The organism is Rhodococcus sp. G-MC3, from assembly GCF_030063335.1.
In the GTDB taxonomy this organism is placed as follows: domain Bacteria; phylum Actinomycetota; class Actinomycetes; order Mycobacteriales; family Mycobacteriaceae; genus Rhodococcoides.
Genome location: NZ_JASISW010000002.1, coordinates 53,412 through 73,261, shown reverse-complemented (window position 1 = coordinate 73,261; position 19,850 = coordinate 53,412). Strand labels below are relative to the sequence as shown.

The window sequence follows — 19,850 nt, the reverse complement described above, 5'->3', positions numbered from 1 at the left end:
GGTCAGCGACGCGCGCGATGCAGCGCGACAACTCCGCCAGTGAGGTTGCGCCACTGCACGTCCGACCAACCGCACTCGGCGATAGTGCCGGCCAACTGTTGCTGAGTCGGCCACGCACGGATGGACTCGGCGAGGTAGACGTAGGCGTCGGGGTTGCTGGAGACTGCGCTCGCCACGGCGGGCAGCATCTTCATCAGGTACTCCATGTACACCGTCCGGAACGGCGCAAGAACCGGCGTCGAGAATTCACAGACGACGAGGCGTCCACCGGGTTTGGTCACACGCGCGATCTCACGCAGGCCTGCCTGGAAGTCGGAGACGTTGCGGAGGCCGAAGGAGATGGTCGCGGCATCGAAACTCGCGTCCGCATACGGAAGGCGCATGGCATCGCCTGCGACCATCGGCACGGGTCGATTGGCACCTGCCTGCAGCATGCCCTTGGAGAAGTCGGTGGCCACGCACCACGCCCCGCTTCGCGCAAGTTCGACGGTGGAGACGCCGGTACCTGCTGCGAGGTCGAGAACCTTCTCCCCCGGTTTCAGGTTCAGCGCCGCGCGGGTCAGCTTGCGCCAGCTACGGTCCTGCCCGAAGGAGAGCACGGTGTTGGTGAGGTCGTAACGACGAGCGACGCCGTCGAACATCGACGCGACCTCGTGCGGTTCCTTGTCGAGAGTTGCACGCGAACTTGTAGGCACTGCTCAAGACTACTCAGGCCGTTCGTAGCGATCGACCGTTGTCCCAACCCCGCCGGGTCGCTCCGCGGGCTCCGCTCCCGCCGAGGACGTCGCCGTAGTGCCCGAGCAGCTCATCGCAGATGGCGGGCCAGGTTCGGTGCAACACCGACCGCCGCGCAGCTTCGCCGAACCGGGCACGGGTGACAGGCGAGGCAAGCGCGGCCACTGCACTCGGCAGCAGCTCGGAGAATCTGTCGACGGGCAGCAGGTAGCCGTTGCGGCAATGCGAGACGAGGTCGCGTGGGCCGCCCGCGTCCGGTCCGATCACCGGGACACCGCTGGCGAGAGCTTCTTGGACGGCTTGGCAGAAGGTTTCGTGCTCGCCGGGGTGGACGAAGACGTCGAAGCTTGCATAGGCCTGCGCGAGTTCGTTGCCGCCGAGTTGGCCGGTGAAGATCGCGTGAGGCATCAGCGCCTGCAGGGCGGCGCGATCGGGTCCGTCGCCGACGACCACCAGTTGGATGTGCTCACCGAGTGACGCGAGTCGTTCGACGTGCTTTTCCGGTGCCAGCCGGCCGACGAAGCCGACGATCAGCTTGCCCTCGGGCGACCAGCTCTGACGGAGCGACAGGCGCCGCGCCGACGGCGCGAATCGGATGGCGTCGACACCCCGGGCCCAGCGGTGGACGCGAGGGACACCGTGCGCCTCCAGCGCATCGACCGCCGAGGACGACGGCGCGAGGGTGCGAGCCGCCCCTCGGTGTACGCGACGAGTCCAGCGCCACGCGGCGCGGGAAGTCAGGCCGAGACCGTAGCTTTCGGCGAAACCGGCGACATCGGTCTGGTAAACCGCGACTGCAGGCACTCCGAGGCGGTGTGCCGAAGCCAGCCCGCCTGCCCCGAGCAGAAACGGCGACGCAAGATGCACGACGTCGGGCCCGAACTCACGGATCGTTGCCGTCAGTCCCGGGCCTGGAACGCCGACGGGCAGTGAACTGACCTTCGGGACCATGACGGCCGGGACGCGGTGAACCGGAATTCGCCCGTGTTCGACGGCTGCGCGCGGGCTTCCGGCAGGGGTGTCGGGAGCGACGACCATGGCGTCGTGCCCGGTTCGTTCGAGGTGCTCGAGAACTCGGAGGACCGAGCCCGTGACGCCGTTCATGTTGGGCAGGAAGGATTCCGCAACGATGGCTACTCGCACGATCCTCAGTGTGAAGTTGCACTCCGGCCACCGGGCAGCGGCAGAGTTACGAGCGGGCGAAGTTCACACGAATGGTCGACGGGAGGCCACCCACGTCGGGCTTGGGTTGCTGCGATGTTCGGTACCGCGGAACACCGTCGGGACCGTCTCGTTGCCGTCGTCGACAGTCCGAGAACGAAGAGCACCACCAGTGCCGCCAACACGGCAGACGTCACGACGTTTCCGAACGTCACGAGAGCGAATCCGCAGACTGCAGCAAGTCCTGCAAGCACCCACTTACTCACCGGAGTTCTCCCGTCGACGAAGTAGGTACAGCGTCGGCCCGGCGACGAGCCAGGTCCCGACGATGACCGACGCGGCCGGGATGATCGCGACCTTGGCATTACGCCCGGACACCCGAACCAGATCCGGATCGGCCCGTGAGTACTCGACGTCGATGCGTTGTCCGGCAATCAAGTTGGTGGGGTAGAGCACACCGAGCTGCGGATTGTGCGTGATGCCGTCGGGCGTGACGAAGCTGACCGCCGACCTCAACTTGCCTGCCGACAGTACCTCTGCGGTGGCAGTTCCCTCGTCGGAGGTGATGGTGCTGTCGTTCTGCCAGGCCGCGACGACGAGCAGAAACGACAGCACCGAAATCCCGATCGCGACGACGAGAACCGAGATCCGCGCGCGATGCCAACCTTTCGAGGTGCCCTTGCGGGTGTCGGGGGTGCTCACGCCGTTAGACGTTACTGTGCGTCTGCAGCATCTCGGCTCGGGTAGCCTCTGCTGCTATGTCTCGCGACTTCCAGTTCACGATCAACTCCACCCACACTCCGGCCGAGGTTCACGAGGCTTTGACGAGCGAGGACCAGTGGATGGCCCGGTTCGCCAAGGCGAAGAAGACCGAGGGCTACGAGCTGATCGCGCACGAGGACGGCGCGTTCACCGTCGACATCTCCGAGGAAGTCGGCACGTCCGAGCTGCCGGGGTTCGTCAAGAAAGTCATCAAGGGAAAACTGATGATCACGCGGACCGATCACTGGGGCCCGCTGAACGGCGACACCGCCGACGGCACTCTCACCGGCGGCGCGTCGGCCGTCTCGGCGAAGGTCGTGGGCACCATGGCGCTGCGGCCCGACGGCGACGGCGCAGTCCTGACGGTGGCAGGCCAGTCGACTGTGAAGATCCCGCTGATCGGCGGCAAGATCGAGTCGCTGATCAATGACATGATCCGCGACATGGTGGATCAGGAAACGCGCGAGACCGTCGAATGGGCCGAGGAACAGGAACAGTCCTAGAGCCTGGCCTTGATCCCGGCGTGGAGTTCGCGTAGCCCCGAGCGTTCGGTACTCACTTCGAGCACTCTGATTCCATCGGCGTTACCGAGCAGAGCTTCTGTGAGTTCGCTCGTGGTGACGCTGCGATGCGAGATCCGATACGCGGCGCAGAGCGCCGCCAGATCCATGCCGTGTGGGGTGCCGAACACTCGCTCGAACGCTCCGGCATACTGCGGATCGCCTTGCTCCAGAAGCTCGAAGATGCCTCCGCCGTCATCGTTGGCAACGACGATCGTCAGGTCTTTCGGCCGTGGTTCGCCGGGCCCGATCAGCAGGCCGGAGGCGTCGTGCAGAAACGTCAGGTCGCCCATCAGCGCAATGGTTCGGCCTTCGGCCGCCAGAGCAGCTCCCACTGCCGTCGAGACGGTTCCGTCGATGCCCGCGACGCCGCGGTTGGAGAGCACACGCACCCCCCGCGTCGGATAGCTGACGAGGGCCGCGTCGCGGACGGGGTTGGACGCTCCGAGGAGCAGCTGATCACCGTCACGCAGAGAGGACATCACCGTCGCTGCCACGTGCAGCCCGGTGGGCTTGGGGTGGGCGGCGAGTTGATCACGCACGGCACGGTCGGCGGCGGCCGACAACGACGCGCAGCGGTTCAGCCACTGCGCGCGAGGGCTTCCCGACGCCACCGCCCTGGTCCCCGTCGCGAGCACGTTGCCGGAGACATCGGGCCACCGCGGACCGGTGGTGAGCGCAATGACGTCGACTGCCGGATCGGCGAGCAACGACGACACCTGCCGGTGGAGCGTCGGCCTGCCGGTGATGATCGCCTGCCGCGGCTTCAGCTGCGAGAGCGCCATCGGATGCAGCGGCATCCCGTGTAGTGGAGCTGTCGGCTCGGCAACCGTCGGCAAGCCGGCCAACTCCGGTCGGAGCGCCGCGCCGTGGCCGGACACCACGATCGTGTCGACCGTCAGATCGATGTCGACGGGAACGTCGAGGGTGGCACGCTGCGTAGTGGTCCAGGCGGCGTCGTTGGGCCGTCCCGGCGGCGCAGGCGTCCTATCCGAGAGATCGGGGACAAGAGGTTCACGCAGGGGAATATCGAAGTGCACAGGACCTGCATTGCCGGAACGGGTGCCGCGTGCAGCCGCGAGCACTCGGCAGACGGCGCTGCGCCACTGACTGTTCTGACCATCGCCGTCCTCGGCGAGACCGAGGCTGATGGTCGCGCGCACCTGACTACCGAACAGACCTAGCTGCTCGACGGTCTGATTCGCACCCGTCCCCAGCATCTCGTACGGACGGTTCGCGCTCAAAACCACCAGCGGCATACGCGCATAGTTCGCTTCCAACACCGAGGGGCCGAGGTTTGCTACGGCAGTTCCCGATGTCATCACCACCGGTACCGGACGTCCACTTCCGAGAATCAAACCGATGGCCAGGAAGCCCGCCGTTCGCTCGTCGATGCGCATGTGCAGCCGGACTCGGCCTTCGACATCGGCTTGCTGCAACGCGAACGCCAACGGCGCGTTTCGAGATCCAGGGCAGAGCACGACGTCGCGAACACCACCACGAACCATTTCGTCGACGACGGCTGCGGCCTGAGCACTGGACGGATTCACTACTCCAGATTGTCAGAACACGAGCGCAGCAGCCCAGCCGCCCTGCTGAAGAGATGTTTGGCACGATAGAGATGTGCGTACTGTCTTCGATCCGTCCGAAATGCCGCCGAACGGCTTCTATTCCCTGCTCACCGCATCGGTGGTGCCACGGCCCATTGCCTGGGTGTCCACGGTGTCCGCAGACGGTGTGGCCAATCTCGCGCCCTACAGCTTCTTTTCGGTGTCCTCGTCCAATCCGCCTGTAGTGCAATTCACCTCGGTAGGACGCAAGGACAGCCTGAAGAACATCGAGGCAACGGGCGAATTCGTCATCAATCTTGCGACCGAGTCGCTGATCGAGAAGGTCAATCTCTCGTCGGCAACCTACGACCACGGGGTCAGCGAGCTGGAAGAACTCGGAATCGCGAGCGAGCCGTCCGAGAAGGTCGCCGCTCCTCGCGTCGCCGAATCCCCCATCGCGATCGAGGCCACGCTGCACCGGGTCGTCGAGGTAGGAAATTCGTTCGTCGTCATGGGCCTGGTCGTAGCCCTTGCTGTTCGTCCCGAATTTCTCGCTGAGGACGGCCTCCCCTCGTTCGAGGCGATCGCGCCGCTGAGCCGCCTCGGGCGCGCCGAGTGGGGCCTGCCGCCGCAGGTGCGCGTCCTCGAGCGCCCGGCACGTCCCTCCTGACCACGTTCGGAAGTCGCAGGTCATACAGTTCACCTATGCCCGATGCTCGCCTAGGCCATGCCGTAATACCCGAGTTCGGCGACGCGGACCGCAAATCCTTTGCCACGTTCCGCGCGCGGCCGACCCCGCGCGCCGAGCGATACCTGCTGGGCAAGAGTCTGCGCGAGAAAGTCTCCCGTGAATCCATGGGCGACTGGGCACCTCCCTCCGACCGCCCCGATCCGATTCGCCAGATCGAGTTCTCGCACGACGGCCGGATCGACTGGCTGATCCCGGTTCGGGTCGAACGGATGGCGGAGTCCCCGTACGGGTTCCTGCGCGGCACCGCGATCGTCATGGCTCGTGATGTCGCACTCCTGCCGTCGACAGGCATCACCCCGGTGATCAGCGGCGACTCGCACCTCGGAAACTTCGGGTTCTACGCATCCCCTGAGCGGGATCTGGTGATCGACCTCAACGATTTCGACGAAGCACACCCCGGCGGATGGGAGTGGGATCTACGACGCCTCGCCGCGAGCATCTGGGTGGCCGGCCGGCAGAACGGACGCACCGAGGCGCAGTGTGAGGAAGCCGTCACAGCGTGTGTGAGGGCGTATCGAATCGAGGTCTCGCGGCTGGCCGACGAGCCGCTGATGTCTCGCTCGTTCCAGCGACTCACGGCGGAGAAGTTGCAGGCCGACGCGACGGAGGGCTCACTCCGCAAGGAGATCAAACGCGCCACCAAGAAGGCCCGCACGCGGACGAATGACCGCGTGCTGCCCCGGTTGACCGAGGAACACGAGGGCAAACGCAGACTCGTCGAGGAACCGCCGATCACCACTCGGATCGGTGCACGCGACGAGGAAATGCTCGCGGTGGGACTCGACGAATACTTGACGACGCTCTCCCCGCACTGGCGTCGGGTGCTCGGTGGGTACACGTTGATCGACGTGGCGCACCGAGTGGTCGGAGTCGGCAGCGTCGGGCTGCGGGCCTACGTGGCGCTGTTAGAGGGCAGCAGTCCCGACGATGTGGTGTTCCTCCAACTCAAGCAGGCTCGGCGTTCGGTGTTGGCGCCGTACGTGCACGGCGAATCCGCGTGGCACTCGCACCAGGGGCAGCGCGTCGTGGAGTACCAGCAGGATCTGCAGACCGTCAGCGATCCGCTGCTGGGATGGACGACCATCGACGGGCGCCAGTATTACGTCCGGCAGTTCAGAAACATGAAGGGAACCATCGACCTCGGGTCGATCAACGCGCCCGCGCTGGTGGACTATGCGGGGGTGGTGGGCCGACTCCTGGCCAAGGGGCACGCCCGCACGAGCGGGGCCTCGATGATCGCGGGTTACGTCGGCGACTCCGATGCGCTCGACACCGCGCTGTGCCGCTTCGCGCGGCTGTACGCGGATCAGACCGAGGCCGATCACGCGCTGCTGGTGAAGGCTGTGAAGAAAGGTCGCTTCGCGACCACGTGAGTGAAAGTACGTCGCCTGGGACGTATTTCCACTCACGTGCGCGCAGCGCCTACCCGGCGTACTTGGTGACCAGCGCGCCCAGACGCGGGAGCGCCTCGGCGACGTTCTTCTGAGCCGAACCACGCAGACTGCCGTAGAACTTCTTGACGACGTTCTTGTCCGTGTCCTCGATGCGCGAGTCGGTGACCGACAGCAGTGCGTTGGACGCTTGGTCGGAGTTCGCGATTAGGTACTCGGAGAACGTTCCGCTCGGGGCGGCGTTGTAGGACTGCCAGAACGGATCGAGCTGATCCACGAACTCCGGCCACAACTGCTCGACGGCCTTCTCGATGTACGACGGTCCGACCTTCTTTACCGCGCCGTAGCCTGCCTTGACAGCCAGGCCGCTGGCGCCCTTCTTGTCCGAGACCTCGGCGTCGATCAGGGCCAGGACGTCGGGCAGCAGAACATCGCGCTTCGACTCGTCGAGCAACGATTCCTTGAGTGCAGCAACCACTTGTTCAATTCCTCCCACAGTTTCACTTATGGCGTGTGACCGCCGGAGAGTACCCCAGACGGCCGTTTTCCGGTCACGTCACCGGTTTCATGAGCGGGTGAACCCGGCGCACACGATCGTGCCACCATTCGACACGGTCCGGCGGGGCCGCGAGCGCCGTCAGACGCTCGGGATCGGGCTCGACGGCCCCTGCCGCCAGAGTGCCGTCGAGAAGTCCCGGACGCTCGCAGACGTCGTCGACGAACAGCGTTCCCGTACCGAGTCCGCAGGCGAATTCGAGTTTCGGGATGGCGGCGGCGGCGGCGAGGCCCGCCGACATTCCCACCGCGGAATCCAACGCGCTCGACACCACGACGGGGACGCCGTACTCACCGAGTTCACCGGCAAGCTCGAGTAGCGCCCGCATACCGCCGAGCGGTGCAACCTTGACGACGGCGACGTCGGCGCCCCCGGCTCGGACCACTCGCAGCGGATCCTCGGCGCGGCGGATGCTCTCGTCGGCTGCGATGCGCACCCCCGGCAGTCTCCGCCGAACCTCGACGAGTTCGGGCACGCTCGCGCACGGTTGTTCGGCGTACTCCAACGGGCCGTCCTCGCTCAACATGGTGAGCGCCCGAACTGCTTGTTCGACGGTCCAGCCGCCGTTCGCATCGACTCTCACCCTCGGCACGAGTGCGCGGACGGCACGGACGCGGGCCACGTCGTCGGCCATGCTCTTCTCGAAGCTGCTCTGGCCCTTCTCGGCGACTTTGACCTTCGCGGTATCGACGCCTGGGTACAAGGCCAGGATCCCGGGCACTTCGTCGGCGGAGACGGCAGGCACCGTTGCGTTGACGCGGACTCGTTCGCGGTACGGCGCGGGCGGCCCGTCCCAAGCCGCTTCGACGCCCGCACGCAGCCACGCCGCCGACTCTTGGTCGTCGTATTCGGTGAACGGCGAGAATTCTCCCCAGCCTGCTGGTCCACGGAAGAGCACGACCTCGCGGGTGGTGATGCCTCGAAACTTGGTACGCATCGGGAGCGAGAGGACGTGCGAGTTTCCCAACAGCTCGTCGACGGTCGGCATCTCCCCCGACGTCACTGCTGGCCCGGGAGCAGTTGGAGCATGAGCGCATCGCTGTCGGCGAGCACATTGCCCTCGGTGTCCTTCAGCACCGCGCTGATGAAGGTTTTTCGACCCTCGACACGGTCCACGCTGCCCTCGACCACGAGCTCGGTATCGAGTGGGGTGACCTTTCGGTAGTTGATGTGCAGGTATGCCGTGCGGCTGATCGGGCGGCCGTAGGCGTGCTGGATCATTCCGAACATGTCGTCGAACAGCAGCGGCAAAGTGCCTCCGTGCGCGGCACCGTTACCTCCGAGATGGAACCGACGGAACACGCCGCGGCTGCGCACGCCTTCGGCGTCGAACTTCTCGATGGTCCACGGCAGCATCAGCAGCGATCCGCGCCCGGGGAGTTTTATGGCTCGCCCTGCCGGCGACGCCCCCTCGGGCACCGTGAACGGCGCCAATTCCGCATTCAGAGCTTCCACTCGTTCCGCCAGTTCGGCGGTCACCTCGGGCGTCGGTGCGGTGCTGACCGCGAGATCCTGCAGGGTTCGGAGCGCTTCGATGAGCCGTCCATACTCTGGCCCGACGTCGGCCGGGGTGTACTTGGGGAACCCGCCGTGGTGCTCGTACTCGTCCTGGCCTGCGTTTTCGCTCATCCCAGCACCGTAACCGTTTCACGTGCTCCAAGGTCTTCGCACCATCGATGTCTGGGCAATCTATCGTGGCAACGGTGACCTTCACTCCTTCCCTCTGGCAGAGCGTTCCCGGTTTCGACGACCTGACCGACATCACGTACCACCGTCACATCACCGACGACACGGTCCGCATCGCGTTCGATCGTCCCGACATCAGGAATGCATTTCGGCCGCACACGGTCGACGAGTTGTATCGGACGCTCGAACACGCTCGGATGAGCTCGAACGTCGGCACGGTTCTGCTCACCGGTAACGGTCCCAGCTCGAAGGACGGCGGCTGGGCGTTCTGCTCGGGCGGCGACCAGCGTATTCGCGGCCGCAGCGGCTACCAGTACGCCGAGGGTGAGACAGCCGAGACTGTCGACAGGGCACGTGCCGGGCGCCTGCACATCCTCGAGGTACAGCGACTGATCCGCTTCATGCCCAAGGTGGTCATCTGCCTGGTCAACGGCTGGGCCGCGGGCGGCGGACACAGCCTGCACGTCGTGTGCGATCTGACCCTCGCGAGCCGTGAGCACGCCAAGTTCAAGCAGACCGATGCCGATGTCGGCAGCTTCGACGGCGGTTATGGCAGTGCGTATCTGGCGAAGATGGTGGGACAGAAGTTCGCTCGCGAGATATTCTTCCTCGGCGAAACGTACACGGCCGAGGAGATGCATCGAATGGGCGCAGTCAACCGCGTCGTCGATCACGACGAGTTGGAGAACGTGGCCATCGAGTGGGCCGCGAAGATCAATGCTAAATCTCCGCAGGCGCAACGGATGTTGAAATACGCCTTCAACCTTCAAGACGACGGCTTGGTCGGTCAGCAGCTGTTCGCCGGCGAGGCCACGCGCCTGGCATACATGACCGACGAAGCAGTCGAGGGACGTGACTCGTTCCTCGAGAAGCGCGAACCTGACTGGTCCCCGTTTCCTCGATATTTCTGATTAGGATTCATGTCGATCTCTCGAAATCCTCTGAGGCGTCGGCGGCACGCGCCCGACAGCGCGTGGTCCGCCGCCGCCGGCTGGCTCGTGCAGCCGCACGACTACGAGTGGATGACGGAGTTCCAGAACACTCACCCGTCGGGAAAAGTCATCCGGCTCATCGTGGCAATGTCGACGATCAACATCGCCATCATGTCGTTCATGTCCATCTTTGCCGTCGGTGGTCCTACCGGCCCCGGCGCCACGTGGTTGACGCTGACGCTGTGCACGACCAACCTGATCATCGCGGCACTGTGGGCTCTACGACCGTTCCCCGGTCGTCTCGGGGTCGTATCGTTCGCAGTGTATTCCGACGTGGGAGTGACAGCGGCACTGTCGATGCTCGACCTTCGCAATTCACTGCTCGGGTGCGTTCTGTTTGCCGTAGTCGGTGCGTTCGTCACGTTCTTCGTAAGCCCGCGCTGGGTGATGATGCATCTGGCGTTCGCATCGACGGTGACGCTGACGTTCGGCGCACTGCTGTACTTTCGCGGTGACGTCGACACAATCACGCTGATCGTGCAAACGAACGTGGTTCTGCTTGGAATCGTCAGTATCCCGGTCACCTCGCACATCTTCTTGACGACGCTGTCCGACGACGCACGCAGCTCGGTACTCGACCCGCTGACCGGTCTACTCAACCGGCGAGGACTCGACGCCGCGCTCGACGACTTGTGGGCGAGGGGCCGGCTCGACGGGCAGTGCGCCACCGTGGTTGTAGTCGACATCGATAATTTCAAGTCCGTCAACGACGTTTACGGCCACGACGAGGGTGACGCCGTCATCTGCCGCGTCGCGGACCGCCTCGTCGCCCATATCTCGCAGTACGGCGTACTGGGACGGACCGGCGGTGAGGAGTACCTGGCTGCGATAGTGACGTCGCGGCTTCACATCGACGCCCTCATCCACGGAATTCGGCGGGCGCTGCACGGCGACAACGACACCGTCCCGGTGACGGTGAGTGTGGGAGCAGCCATCCTCTACGCCGAGTCCAACCTGTGGTACAGCAGCGCAGACACCATGCAAACCGCGTCCCGTATTGCAGATTCGATGATGTACAAGGCGAAGTCGGCCGGCGGCAACAGAGTGGTCACCAAGCTGATTTGATTCCGCGGTTTCCGGCAATACAACCCGGTATGAGCAGCGACAGAGAGATGCCATCGCCGGAGCATCGACGCCCGGACGGTCTCGACAGCGCGACGGTTGCCGCCGTCGGCAAGGTGTCCGAGGCATTGGAGACCATCGAACGCGCTCGTGGACATCTGTACTCGTTCCATCAGTTGATGGGCCATGCCGACCTACAACTCGGCGACGCCGTCGATGCCCTCAGGGATGCAGGGTGCGGCGAGCAAGGCGACCGTCTGGCACACGAGATGATCGGACGCAATGCGATCGACGGACGATGGTCCTTCCAGATCGTCGAGGAGTTCGACGATCTGTACTGGTCGGAGTTCCGACACCAGGAGAAGTGTGTTCGTGAGGAACTTCAGGGCGGCCGACGTCATCTCTTCGAGGCCGAGATGAAGGAGAGCAGGCGAACCCACGGCAAGCCGGGGCACGAAGCAACCCCCTGACGTCCGGTTCCTGTGATATCAGTGTGCTGTGGAGATTCTGAGCGGGCGGACGATTCTGCGTCCAGTCGACTACGACCGAACTCTCGCGTTCTACCGAGACGAACTCGGTCTCGCAATTCATCGGGAATATGGGGCAGGCACGGTGTTTTTCGCCGGGCAGGCTCTCGTCGAGGTCGCAGCGCACGGCGGATCGGGAGCGTCCCGCACTTTCGACGGTGCAATCTGGTTGCAGGTCAGAGACATCGAGTCGGCCGAGGCAGAACTACGCGGGCGCGGAGTGCCGATCGACCGGGAGGCCAAGCAGGAAGCCTGGGGCCTGATCGAACTGTGGATTCAGGACCCCGATGGTGTACCGATCGTGCTGGTGGAGATTCCGGCCGAGCATCCGCTCCGGCGGGACGTGCGCGGGGACTGACAGCCTCGGTTGGATCCGAGCAACTCTTGAAGACTGCATCTCAGCTCGATGGCGGTGTCGGCGCCACTCACAGAGCCGGAAGCCGGGTGTGAAGCAGTCGGTGGCGCAGCACGGCGGCCGCCAACCGGATGCCGTCCGGGGACGGTGTGTCCGAGGTGAGGCCGCGTCTGCCGTCCGAGTAGGAGAACGCGCCGAGAGCGGTGAGTTCGGAGAGGACCGACTCAGCGAGAGGCTCGACCTGGTGATCGCGGGGCGGCGCTTCGAGATGCGTCCACCCTTCGGCCACGAGCAGTGCCGAGCACAATTCGGTGGTGTCGTGCGGTCGTTTTCCGCGGATGACCTCGGCGAGAACGACGTCGGCAGCAATGGTTTCCGGGTGATAGTCGGTACCGACCAGCCGCGCGACGAGAATGTTCCACAATCGGTCGGCGCTGACGCCACGGGACCGGGCAGTCGGCAGCAGCCGGCCGTGATACTTACGGACCAACCCCAGTCGGAGTAGTAGTCGCCGCACGGTCAGCACCGGGACGGTGTCTGGTTCGGCGCCGGACGGGAACGGCCATTCGCGCGGCGTCCACAGCGTGGCTACGGCCCTCTCGACGAGGGCGTCGGGAAGGTATCCACGCTCGGTCAAAGTGATGCCGTCGCCGACGAGCGCAAGCAGACCCTCCAGTCTGCGCACACAACCGTAGGCAGGTTCCGACGCGGCATGCAGCTCGTCCGACAGGCCTCGGTACAGCTCGACCCGCGGCGGACTGTACTGCGTCCACAAACCGATTCGGTGATCCACGAGCTGTTCGAGCAGAACCCCGCCCGCTCGTTCGGTACGCAGAACCGCGTCGACGACGCCTCGTCGCCTCGTCGAGAGCGTCTTCGTCCCGAGGGGTGGCGCGTTGAGTCTCGTCGGCGCGAATTCACCTGCGACGGTGGCAACTTCCAGAGTTTCACCGATGAGGTCGGCGATTGCACGCTCGGCACCCTCGGGCACGTCCTGCCAGGTGATCAGGTCGGTGTCCGTCGGCCCGATCCCGGAATCGGCGAGCGCCTCGTCGTAACGTTGCTGCCACAGTGCGTCGGGCGCCGCTGCGAGAAGCTCGTGGGTACGCGTGCTCCGTGCGATGCCGGCGTAACGAGCATGACCGAGTCGCTCCAGTAGGTCGGCCAGAGCGTTCGCGATGTCCTGGGCTCGCCCGGCATCCTCGGCGACGACTCTGAGGTGGACCCATAGAAAGGTCTGCACCGAGTTCTGAGTCGGTCCGGCAGTCGGTGAGGCCGCTCGAAGGCCGTCCCACCCGATCTGGGCGTCGGCAGCGGTGGCCGGGTCGACCGAGTCGAGATACGAGAGGGCCGCAGCGACCGCGTCGTCAAGACCGCTGCGATCACCGCCGATACCGTCATCGAATTCCACGACTTCCACTGTTGCACAGCGAGCGCATGTAAGGGTTGTCGACGCACGTGACTCACGCCATTCGCCAATCGGACATTTGCGACAGAAAGGTGAACGTGAGGTTAACGAAAGACATCGCGCAGGGACCCGAGAAGAACACTTCGAGCAAAATTATCGTTCAGGAGCCATCAGGCCTCACACTTTTCTTGTGAGCGCAGAATTCCTAGTCCTCGTGGTAGTCGTCGTAACGGCCCTGGCCTTCGACTTCACCAATGGTTTCCACGACACCGCCAACGCGATGGCGACGTCGATCGCAACGGGGGCACTCAAGCCCAAAGTTGCAGTCACGCTGTCTGCCGTACTCAACCTCGTCGGCGCATTTCTATCGGTGGAGGTGGCTGCCACTGTCGCAAAAGGCATCGTCAACCTCGGAGACACCGGCGGGCAATCTCTGCTGACCATCATCTTCGCCGGGCTCGTCGGCGGCATCCTCTGGAACCTCGCAACGTGGCTCCTCGGAATTCCGTCGAGCAGCTCGCACGCTCTCTTCGGTGGACTGATCGGCGCCACCATCGCCGGCCTCGGCACGTCGGGCGTCATCTGGGACGGTGTTTGGAGCAAGATCGTGCTCCCTGCAGTCCTCGCTCCCGTCGTCGCAGGTCTCGTCGCCACCGTCGGAACCTGGCTCATCTACCGCATCACCAACGCCGTTCCCGAGAAGTCGAAGGAACGCGGATTCCGCTGGGGCCAGATCGGTTCGGCATCGCTCGTATCACTCGCCCACGGCACCAACGACGCGCAGAAGACAATGGGAGTAATCTTCCTTGCCCTCGTCGCGTACGGCACCGTTACTCCTGACGCCGAGATGCCGTTGTGGGTGAAGGTCACCTGCGCGCTCGCCATCGCACTCGGCACCTACCTCGGCGGCTGGCGCGTCATCCGCACACTCGGCAAGGGCCTTGTCGAAATCGCATCGCCTCAGGGAATGGCCGCAGAGTCATCCTCGGCAGCAATCATCCTCACCTCCAGCCACCTCGGTCTCCCGCTGTCGACCACGCAGGTCGCTACGGGCTCCATCCTCGGTTCCGGCATCGGTAAGCCAGGCGCAGCAGTGCGGTGGGGCGTCGCCGGTCGCATGGCCGTCGCCTGGGTCATCACCTTGCCGCTCGCCGGCGTCGTCGGCGCGGCATGCTGGTATCTCGCCGACATCGTCGGTGGACTGCCCGGAATCCTGGTGGTGTTCGCCATCCTCGTCGCGCTGGCCGCCGTCATGTATCTGCGGTCGCGTCGCGAACCCATCGACCCGAACAACGTCAACGCCGAGTGGGACGGCGGACTGGTTCCGACCGACGCCGCGACCACTCCCGAAACCCCTGCGAAGGTCTGAGCCCAATGGAAACTCTCGAGCACACGCTGAACTCGCTCTGGCAGGTCGTACTCGTCGGACTACTCCTCGGTGCAGGCTTGCCCGCAATCTTCGCTTTCGGACTGAAGGCACTCTCGGTCGGCGAAGCACCGGACGAGGCAACCGGAACCACCAAGGTCGCCACAGGTCGGCCCGCGGTCGCCACCGCAGCCGCAGTCCTCTGCTTCGCCGTCGTCGTCGTCGCGATCGTCGCCGGGATCCTCTTCATCATGAAGAGCTTCCTCGACAGCACCTTCGGCATCTCTGTCTTCTGACCCATCTCCGTCTTCTGACCCACAAAAGGATCACTCATGACCGAGACCTCCTTCCCCGCATCCGTCCTGGAGTGGCTGCGCGCCGGCTATCCCGAGGGGGTTCCACCCAAGGATCGTTTCCCGCTAGTCGCACTGCTGCGTCGCGCAGAATTGACCGACTCCCAGGTCCAAGAAGTCGTCCTCTCCCTCGTATCGCCGGTCGGCGGCGCGCTGGGTGATGGCGCCATCACCACCGACGAGATCACCGAATTCATCCGTCAAACCGTCGACCACGACCCCACCACCGAGGACATCGCTCGCGTCTCGGCGCGCCTCGCTGCCGGCGGTTGGCCTCTCGCAGATCCCTCGTCTCTCACGTAGATGGCTTTACCTTCTTTCCTCAACTCGATACTCCACTGGTTGCGCGTCGGATATCCCGAGGGCGTGCCCGATGCGGATTACATTCCGTTGCTGGCACTACTGACCAGACGATTGTCCGACGACGAAGTCCAAGCTGTGATGGATGCGCTCATCGCGGGAGGGCAGCTACCGGTGGACAAAGCAAAAATTGCGGTGACCATCACCAAGGTCACCAACGAGATGCCTCGCGAGGAGGACATCGCACGCGTTCGTTCCAGAGTGGCTTCGGGCGGGTGGCCCCTTGCCGATCCGTTCACGATCGAGCCCTGCGACTAGGGTTTTTACGGTGATGCTCGAAGAACTACAGATTCCGTCGGGACGGGCCGTGGCAGAAATTTTGCCGCGGCTCGTTTCTGTATTGGAAGGCCGCTCCGATGCGGTGCTGCCGGTCCCGCTGGGCGACGAGCGTGAGACTGCCCGCCTCCGCAGCGCCCTCTCCCCCGGTACCCCGATCTCCGACGAAGTTGCACTCGTCGTCGCGACGTCGGGCACAACCGGCACGCCGAAGGGCGCCATGCTGTCCGCGTCGGCGCTCCGGGCGAGCGGCAACGCGACGCATGATCGTCTCGGTGGCCCCGGCTCGTGGTTGCTCGCACTGCCTGCCCACCACATCGCCGGGATGCAGGTACTTCTGCGAAGCGTGCTCGCAGGCACCGAGCCGGTGATCCTCGACGTGTCGGCGGGGTTCGACCCAGCTCAGCTTCCTGCCGCCGCGGCATCGATGACAGGAAGGCGCTACACCTCGCTCGTCCCAACCCAACTGATCAAGGCTCTCGACGATCCGGAAGCAACCGACGCTCTCGCCTCGTTCGACGCGGTACTGCTAGGCGGAGCCGCTGCTCCCGGTCCGTTGTGTGAGAAGGCTGCTGCGGCAGGCATCACCCTCGTGAGCACCTACGGCATGAGCGAAACAGCAGGTGGCTGCATCTACGACGGGGTTCCGTTGGATGGAGCTCAGGTCCGTGTGGATTCCGGCCGGGTCGTTCTGGGCGGGGAAACGGTTGCGCTCGGCTACCGGGGCATGCCGGAGCACCCCGCCTTCGCCGTACCAGGGTGGTTCCGTACCGACGATGCAGGAGTGCTCTCGGGCGGGGTTCTCGCGGTCCACGGCAGGCTCGACGAGGCCATCACCACCGGTGGGTTGACCGTCGTGCCTCAGGTCGTGGAAGCGGCGCTCGCGACGCATCCGGCGGTACGCGAGTGTGCAGTGGTCGGCCTTCCGGACGAACGCCTCGGGCACCGGGTCGTGGTCGCTGTGGTTGCTTCGTCCGCGGTCACGCTGGCCGAGTTGCGCACGCACGTCTCGGCCACTTTGGATCCCACTGCTGCGCCGCGTGAGCTGTATCTGGTGGATGCTCTGCCCGTTCGGGGTCCGGGCAAGCTCGATCGGGCGGCACTGCGGGGGTTGCTCGCGGATCTAGCACCTTCGGTGTGAACCGTGCACGGCTTTCAGGTCGGAGAACGACGTGCAGGTCGGCAAGAAGGGTGCTCCGTCCGCCCAACCGTCGCCCAGCCGTGGACGGTATTTCCGGTCGGCGGCACATTGCCTGCAGCCGATTGAGACGCCGGAGCACATCCGTGCAAGCATTTCCCGATGAGCACACTGGTCTGCTTTCACGCCCATCCCGACGACGAGGTCTTCACCACCGGCGGAGTCATGCGCCTCGCTGCGGACGCCGGCCACCGCGTAGTGCTGGTGACCGCAACGGACGGCGCACTCGGTGAATTTCCCGAGGGCATTCTGACCCACGGTCAAACGCTTGCGGAGCGCCGCCGAGGAGAGCTGGAGAAGTCAGCGGGCGTCCTCGGCGCGAGTCGTATCGTCATGCTGCACTACGCGGACTCCGGGATGGCGGGAACAACGGACAACGACGTCGAACATGCGTTCTGCAATGCCGACGTCGAGGAGGCCGCAGCCAAGCTTGCTGCAGTTCTCGAGGAGGAGAATGCCGACGTGCTCACGATCTACGACCCCAACGGTGGCTACGGCCATCCCGACCACATCAAGGTCCACTTCGTCGGGCTTCGCGCCGGTGAATTGGCCGGGACCAAGAACGTGTACGAAACCACAACCAATCGCGATCACATGAAGCGCCTGCTCGCAGCGAACCCGAACTGGTCGGAAGACGGCGCGACACCCCCGGATATCGATACGTTCGGGCTCCCCGAATCCGAGATCACGACGGTCGTCGATGTCAGCTCGGTGATGGCTGCCAAGCGTGAGGCGATGCAGGCGCACGAGACTCAGGTCGGCGATTTCGGACCGTTCCTTCAGATGCCCCCCGAGATACTGCAGGAGGCGTTCGGGCAGGAGTGGTTCCGTCGTGTCGGCGCTGGTCCAGGGCTTACGGAGACAAGACTGCCGCTCTAGTGTGGCTTCGCCGTCCGTGAGCACTCCAGTACTCACGTGCAGGTCAGGAGCTGTGAGTGCTGAGTGACCGTGAAACGTAACTTTCCGCGCACGGGCGTGGCGCAAGGCTCGTGCAAGCGCGATGCAAGCGGCCGGGTTCAGTGTTATCGCCATGACCCCAGCAATCGAGGCAGAAAACCTCGTCAAACTGTTCGGCACCCACCGCGCCGTCGACGGCATATCCCTGACGGTGCCCGCCGGCGCCGTTTACGGCGTCCTCGGCCCCAACGGAGCAGGTAAGACAACCACAGTCCGCATGCTCGCCACCCTCCTACGTCCCGACGGCGGCTCCGCTCGCGTCTTCGGGCACGATGTCGCGACTGAATCCACTGCAGTGCGCTCTCTCGTCGGAGTGACGGGGCAATACGCGTCGGTCGACGAAGACCTCTCGGCAACCGAAAACCTGATCGTCTTCTCGCGGCTCCTCGGTCTGAGCCGGAAGGACAGTCGTCGCAAATCGGCCGAGCTGCTCGAAGAGTTCGGTCTCGCCGAGGCGGCGACGAAACCGCTCAAGAACTTCTCCGGAGGCATGCGTCGTCGTCTCGATCTCGCCGCGAGCCTCATCTCGTCGCCTCCGCTGCTGTTCCTGGACGAGCCGACCACTGGCCTCGATCCGCGGACGCGCATGCAGATGTGGGACACGATCCGCCGACTCGTCGCGCAAGGTTCGACGGTGCTGCTCACCACGCAGTACCTCGACGAGGCCGACCAACTGTGCGATCGGATCGCCGTCATCGACCACGGCAAAGTGATAGCCGACGGCACTGCCGACGAACTGAAGTCCTCGGTTGGAACATCATCGCTTCAACTGACGCTGAAGGATCCGAGCCAGTTCGATTCGGCAAGGTCGATCGTTGCAGCCCACCTCGGCGTCGAGGTCGTCGCGTCTGGCGAGTCCGGAAGACTGAGCGCCCCGATGTCCGACCCATCGGCGACGCCGGAGATCCTGATCCACCTACGTGACAACGGAATCGCCGTCGAAGAAATCTCCGTTTCCAAGCCAAGTCTGGACGAGGTCTTCATGACCATCACCGGACACGACTCGATCGAGGCAGCATGACAACCACTCTCACGATGCCGACGACCGATCGGACAACCCCCACCCCCAAGCGGCACATCTCAGTCCAGCAGACCGTCACTCAATCGATGACGATGGCGTACCGCGGCCTCCTGAAGTTCAAGCACAACCCGGAACAGCTGTTCGACGTCGTGTTCCAGCCGATCATTTTCACGTTGATGTTCAGCTACATCTTCGGCGGAGCCGTCAGCGGTGACGTGACTAGCTACCTTCCGACCATCATCCCCGGAATTCTTGCGCAGACGGTGATCACCACGTCAATCGTCACCGGAACCCAGCTTCGTGAGGACATGGACAAGGGCGTCTTCGACCGCTTCAGATCCCTTCCCATTGCTCGTATTTCACCACTCGCCGGTGCTCTGACCGCCGACGTAGTTCGGTATTTCATTGCAACTCTCATCACCTTCGCCACTGGATTCGCGATGGGATATCGCCCCGATGGGGGCGTCCTCGGCTTCTTGGCCGCCGGTGCACTCGTCATCTTCTGCGCCTGGTCCATCAGTTGGATCTTCGCTCTGATGGGCGTTCTGATGAACAAGGCTTCATCGGTGCAGGGAATCTCGATGCTCGTCCTTTTCCCATTGACGTTCCTGTCGAATGCGTTCGTGTCCGTTGACACGATGCCAGGCTGGCTGCAGGCGTTCGTGAACATCAACCCCGTCTCGCACCTGGTGACCGCAGTCCGCGACCTCGCCAACAACGGACGCTTCGGAGTCGACGTGCTGTGGTCGTTACTCGGAGCGGCGATCATCGTCGCTGTCATCGCACCAATCACCGTCAAGGCCTACATGCGCAAAGCTTGATC

23 protein-coding genes and 1 pseudogene are annotated in these 19,850 nt (G+C 64.4%); 15 read left to right on the top strand and 9 right to left on the bottom strand.

Features of this window, described 5'->3' with window-relative positions:
• Positions 1–2: 2 nt before the first annotated feature.
• The 4 genes from QMK17_RS02230 to QMK17_RS02215 all read right to left on the bottom strand — a co-directional run bounded on the left by QMK17_RS02230 (position 3) and on the right by QMK17_RS02215 (position 2,598).
• A complete protein-coding gene (locus tag QMK17_RS02230) occupies positions 3–641 on the bottom strand; it encodes a demethylmenaquinone methyltransferase (protein ID WP_283507023.1) in 639 nt (212 codons plus the stop codon).
• Between the two features lie 67 nt (positions 642–708).
• Complete coding sequence (locus tag QMK17_RS02225; protein ID WP_283506787.1) at positions 709–1,878, bottom strand: glycosyltransferase family 4 protein; 1,170 nt, start codon at positions 1,876–1,878, stop codon at positions 709–711.
• A gap of 5 nt (positions 1,879–1,883) precedes the next feature.
• A complete protein-coding gene (locus QMK17_RS02220) occupies positions 1,884–2,162 on the bottom strand; it encodes a hypothetical protein (RefSeq protein WP_283506785.1) in 279 nt (92 codons plus the stop codon).
• Positions 2,155–2,598 carry a DUF3592 domain-containing protein gene (locus tag QMK17_RS02215; protein WP_283506783.1) on the bottom strand — a complete coding sequence of 148 codons (444 nt, stop codon included), beginning with the start codon at positions 2,596–2,598 and terminating at the stop codon, positions 2,155–2,157. Before QMK17_RS02215 ends, QMK17_RS02220 begins: the two co-directional genes overlap by 8 nt.
• Before the next feature lie 56 nt (positions 2,599–2,654).
• On the opposite strand from QMK17_RS02215, the gene QMK17_RS02210 reads away from it, so the two are divergent.
• Complete coding sequence (locus QMK17_RS02210) at positions 2,655–3,161, top strand: DUF2505 domain-containing protein (protein ID WP_283506781.1); 507 nt, start codon at positions 2,655–2,657, stop codon at positions 3,159–3,161.
• On the opposite strand, the gene menD is transcribed toward QMK17_RS02210, so the two are convergent.
• Positions 3,158–4,768, bottom strand: coding sequence for a 2-succinyl-5-enolpyruvyl-6-hydroxy-3-cyclohexene-1-carboxylic-acid synthase (menD, locus tag QMK17_RS02205; protein ID WP_283506779.1), 1,611 nt, complete (start codon positions 4,766–4,768; stop codon positions 3,158–3,160). The genes QMK17_RS02210 and menD overlap by 4 nt on opposite strands.
• 73 nt (positions 4,769–4,841) lie before the next feature.
• On the opposite strand from menD, the gene QMK17_RS02200 reads away from it, so the two are divergent.
• Entirely contained in the window at positions 4,842–5,438 is a 597-nt protein-coding gene (locus tag QMK17_RS02200; protein ID WP_283506777.1) for a flavin reductase family protein, read from the top strand.
• Positions 5,439–5,473: 35 nt separating this feature from the next.
• On the top strand, positions 5,474–6,892 hold the full coding sequence (locus QMK17_RS02195; RefSeq protein WP_283506775.1) for a DUF2252 domain-containing protein: 1,419 nt from the start codon (positions 5,474–5,476) through the stop codon (positions 6,890–6,892).
• A gap of 49 nt (positions 6,893–6,941) precedes the next feature.
• Here QMK17_RS02195 and QMK17_RS02190 read toward each other — a convergent pair whose 3' ends face one another.
• The 3 genes from QMK17_RS02190 to QMK17_RS02180 form a co-directional block, all read right to left on the bottom strand.
• Positions 6,942–7,388, bottom strand: a complete 447-nt coding sequence (locus tag QMK17_RS02190) for a DUF6918 family protein (RefSeq protein ID WP_283506773.1) — start codon at positions 7,386–7,388, stop codon at positions 6,942–6,944.
• A 73-nt stretch (positions 7,389–7,461) separates the two neighbouring features.
• Positions 7,462–8,454: an o-succinylbenzoate synthase gene (locus QMK17_RS02185; protein WP_442972676.1), complete on the bottom strand. Its 993-nt coding sequence runs from the start codon at positions 8,452–8,454 to the stop codon at positions 7,462–7,464.
• Between the two features lie 11 nt (positions 8,455–8,465).
• Positions 8,466–9,095 (bottom strand): PaaI family thioesterase, encoded by a 630-nt coding sequence (locus QMK17_RS02180; RefSeq protein WP_283506770.1) that lies wholly within the window; start codon positions 9,093–9,095, stop codon positions 8,466–8,468.
• Between the two features lie 47 nt (positions 9,096–9,142).
• Between QMK17_RS02180 and QMK17_RS02175 the strand changes: the two genes are divergently transcribed.
• Genes QMK17_RS02175 through QMK17_RS02160 form a run of 4 tightly spaced genes read left to right on the top strand, consistent with a single transcriptional unit; the run spans position 9,143 to position 12,091 of the window.
• Entirely contained in the window at positions 9,143–10,063 is a 921-nt protein-coding gene (locus QMK17_RS02175; RefSeq protein ID WP_442972675.1) for a 1,4-dihydroxy-2-naphthoyl-CoA synthase, read from the top strand.
• 9 nt (positions 10,064–10,072) lie between these two features.
• Positions 10,073–11,209, top strand: a complete 1,137-nt coding sequence (locus QMK17_RS02170; protein ID WP_283506766.1) for a GGDEF domain-containing protein — start codon at positions 10,073–10,075, stop codon at positions 11,207–11,209.
• 29 nt (positions 11,210–11,238) lie between these two features.
• Positions 11,239–11,676 (top strand): hypothetical protein, encoded by a 438-nt coding sequence (locus tag QMK17_RS02165; protein ID WP_283506763.1) that lies wholly within the window; start codon positions 11,239–11,241, stop codon positions 11,674–11,676.
• A 28-nt stretch (positions 11,677–11,704) separates the two neighbouring features.
• Positions 11,705–12,091 (top strand): VOC family protein, encoded by a 387-nt coding sequence (locus QMK17_RS02160; protein ID WP_283506762.1) that lies wholly within the window; start codon positions 11,705–11,707, stop codon positions 12,089–12,091.
• 67 nt (positions 12,092–12,158) lie between these two features.
• Here QMK17_RS02160 and QMK17_RS02155 read toward each other — a convergent pair whose 3' ends face one another.
• Complete coding sequence (locus QMK17_RS02155) at positions 12,159–13,499, bottom strand: hypothetical protein (protein WP_283506760.1); 1,341 nt, start codon at positions 13,497–13,499, stop codon at positions 12,159–12,161.
• 187 nt (positions 13,500–13,686) lie between these two features.
• On the opposite strand from QMK17_RS02155, the gene QMK17_RS02150 reads away from it, so the two are divergent.
• The 8 genes and pseudogenes from QMK17_RS02150 (at position 13,687) to QMK17_RS02115 (ending at position 19,848) form a co-directional block, all read left to right on the top strand.
• Positions 13,687–14,865 carry an inorganic phosphate transporter gene (locus QMK17_RS02150; RefSeq protein WP_283506757.1) on the top strand — a complete coding sequence of 393 codons (1,179 nt, stop codon included), beginning with the start codon at positions 13,687–13,689 and terminating at the stop codon, positions 14,863–14,865.
• A gap of 5 nt (positions 14,866–14,870) precedes the next feature.
• On the top strand, positions 14,871–15,158 hold the full coding sequence (locus QMK17_RS02145; RefSeq protein WP_283506755.1) for a hypothetical protein: 288 nt from the start codon (positions 14,871–14,873) through the stop codon (positions 15,156–15,158).
• Between the two features lie 36 nt (positions 15,159–15,194).
• Positions 15,195–15,518 carry a DUF3349 domain-containing protein gene (locus tag QMK17_RS02140; protein ID WP_283506753.1) on the top strand — a complete coding sequence of 108 codons (324 nt, stop codon included), beginning with the start codon at positions 15,195–15,197 and terminating at the stop codon, positions 15,516–15,518.
• Positions 15,519–15,833 carry a DUF3349 domain-containing protein gene (locus QMK17_RS02135; protein ID WP_283506751.1) on the top strand — a complete coding sequence of 105 codons (315 nt, stop codon included), beginning with the start codon at positions 15,519–15,521 and terminating at the stop codon, positions 15,831–15,833.
• A gap of 13 nt (positions 15,834–15,846) precedes the next feature.
• On the top strand, positions 15,847–16,992 hold the full coding sequence (gene menE / locus QMK17_RS02130; RefSeq protein WP_283507022.1) for an o-succinylbenzoate--CoA ligase: 1,146 nt from the start codon (positions 15,847–15,849) through the stop codon (positions 16,990–16,992).
• A 159-nt stretch (positions 16,993–17,151) separates the two neighbouring features.
• Complete coding sequence (locus QMK17_RS02125; RefSeq protein WP_283506749.1) at positions 17,152–17,928, top strand: PIG-L family deacetylase; 777 nt, start codon at positions 17,152–17,154, stop codon at positions 17,926–17,928.
• 205 nt (positions 17,929–18,133) lie between these two features.
• A pseudogene (locus QMK17_RS02120) lies at positions 18,134–19,027 on the top strand (ATP-binding cassette domain-containing protein); the annotation flags it as partial.
• Positions 19,024–19,848 carry an ABC transporter permease gene (locus QMK17_RS02115; RefSeq protein ID WP_283506745.1) on the top strand — a complete coding sequence of 275 codons (825 nt, stop codon included), beginning with the start codon at positions 19,024–19,026 and terminating at the stop codon, positions 19,846–19,848. The pseudogene QMK17_RS02120 and the gene QMK17_RS02115, both read left to right, overlap by 4 nt.
• Positions 19,849–19,850: the final 2 nt, after the last annotated feature.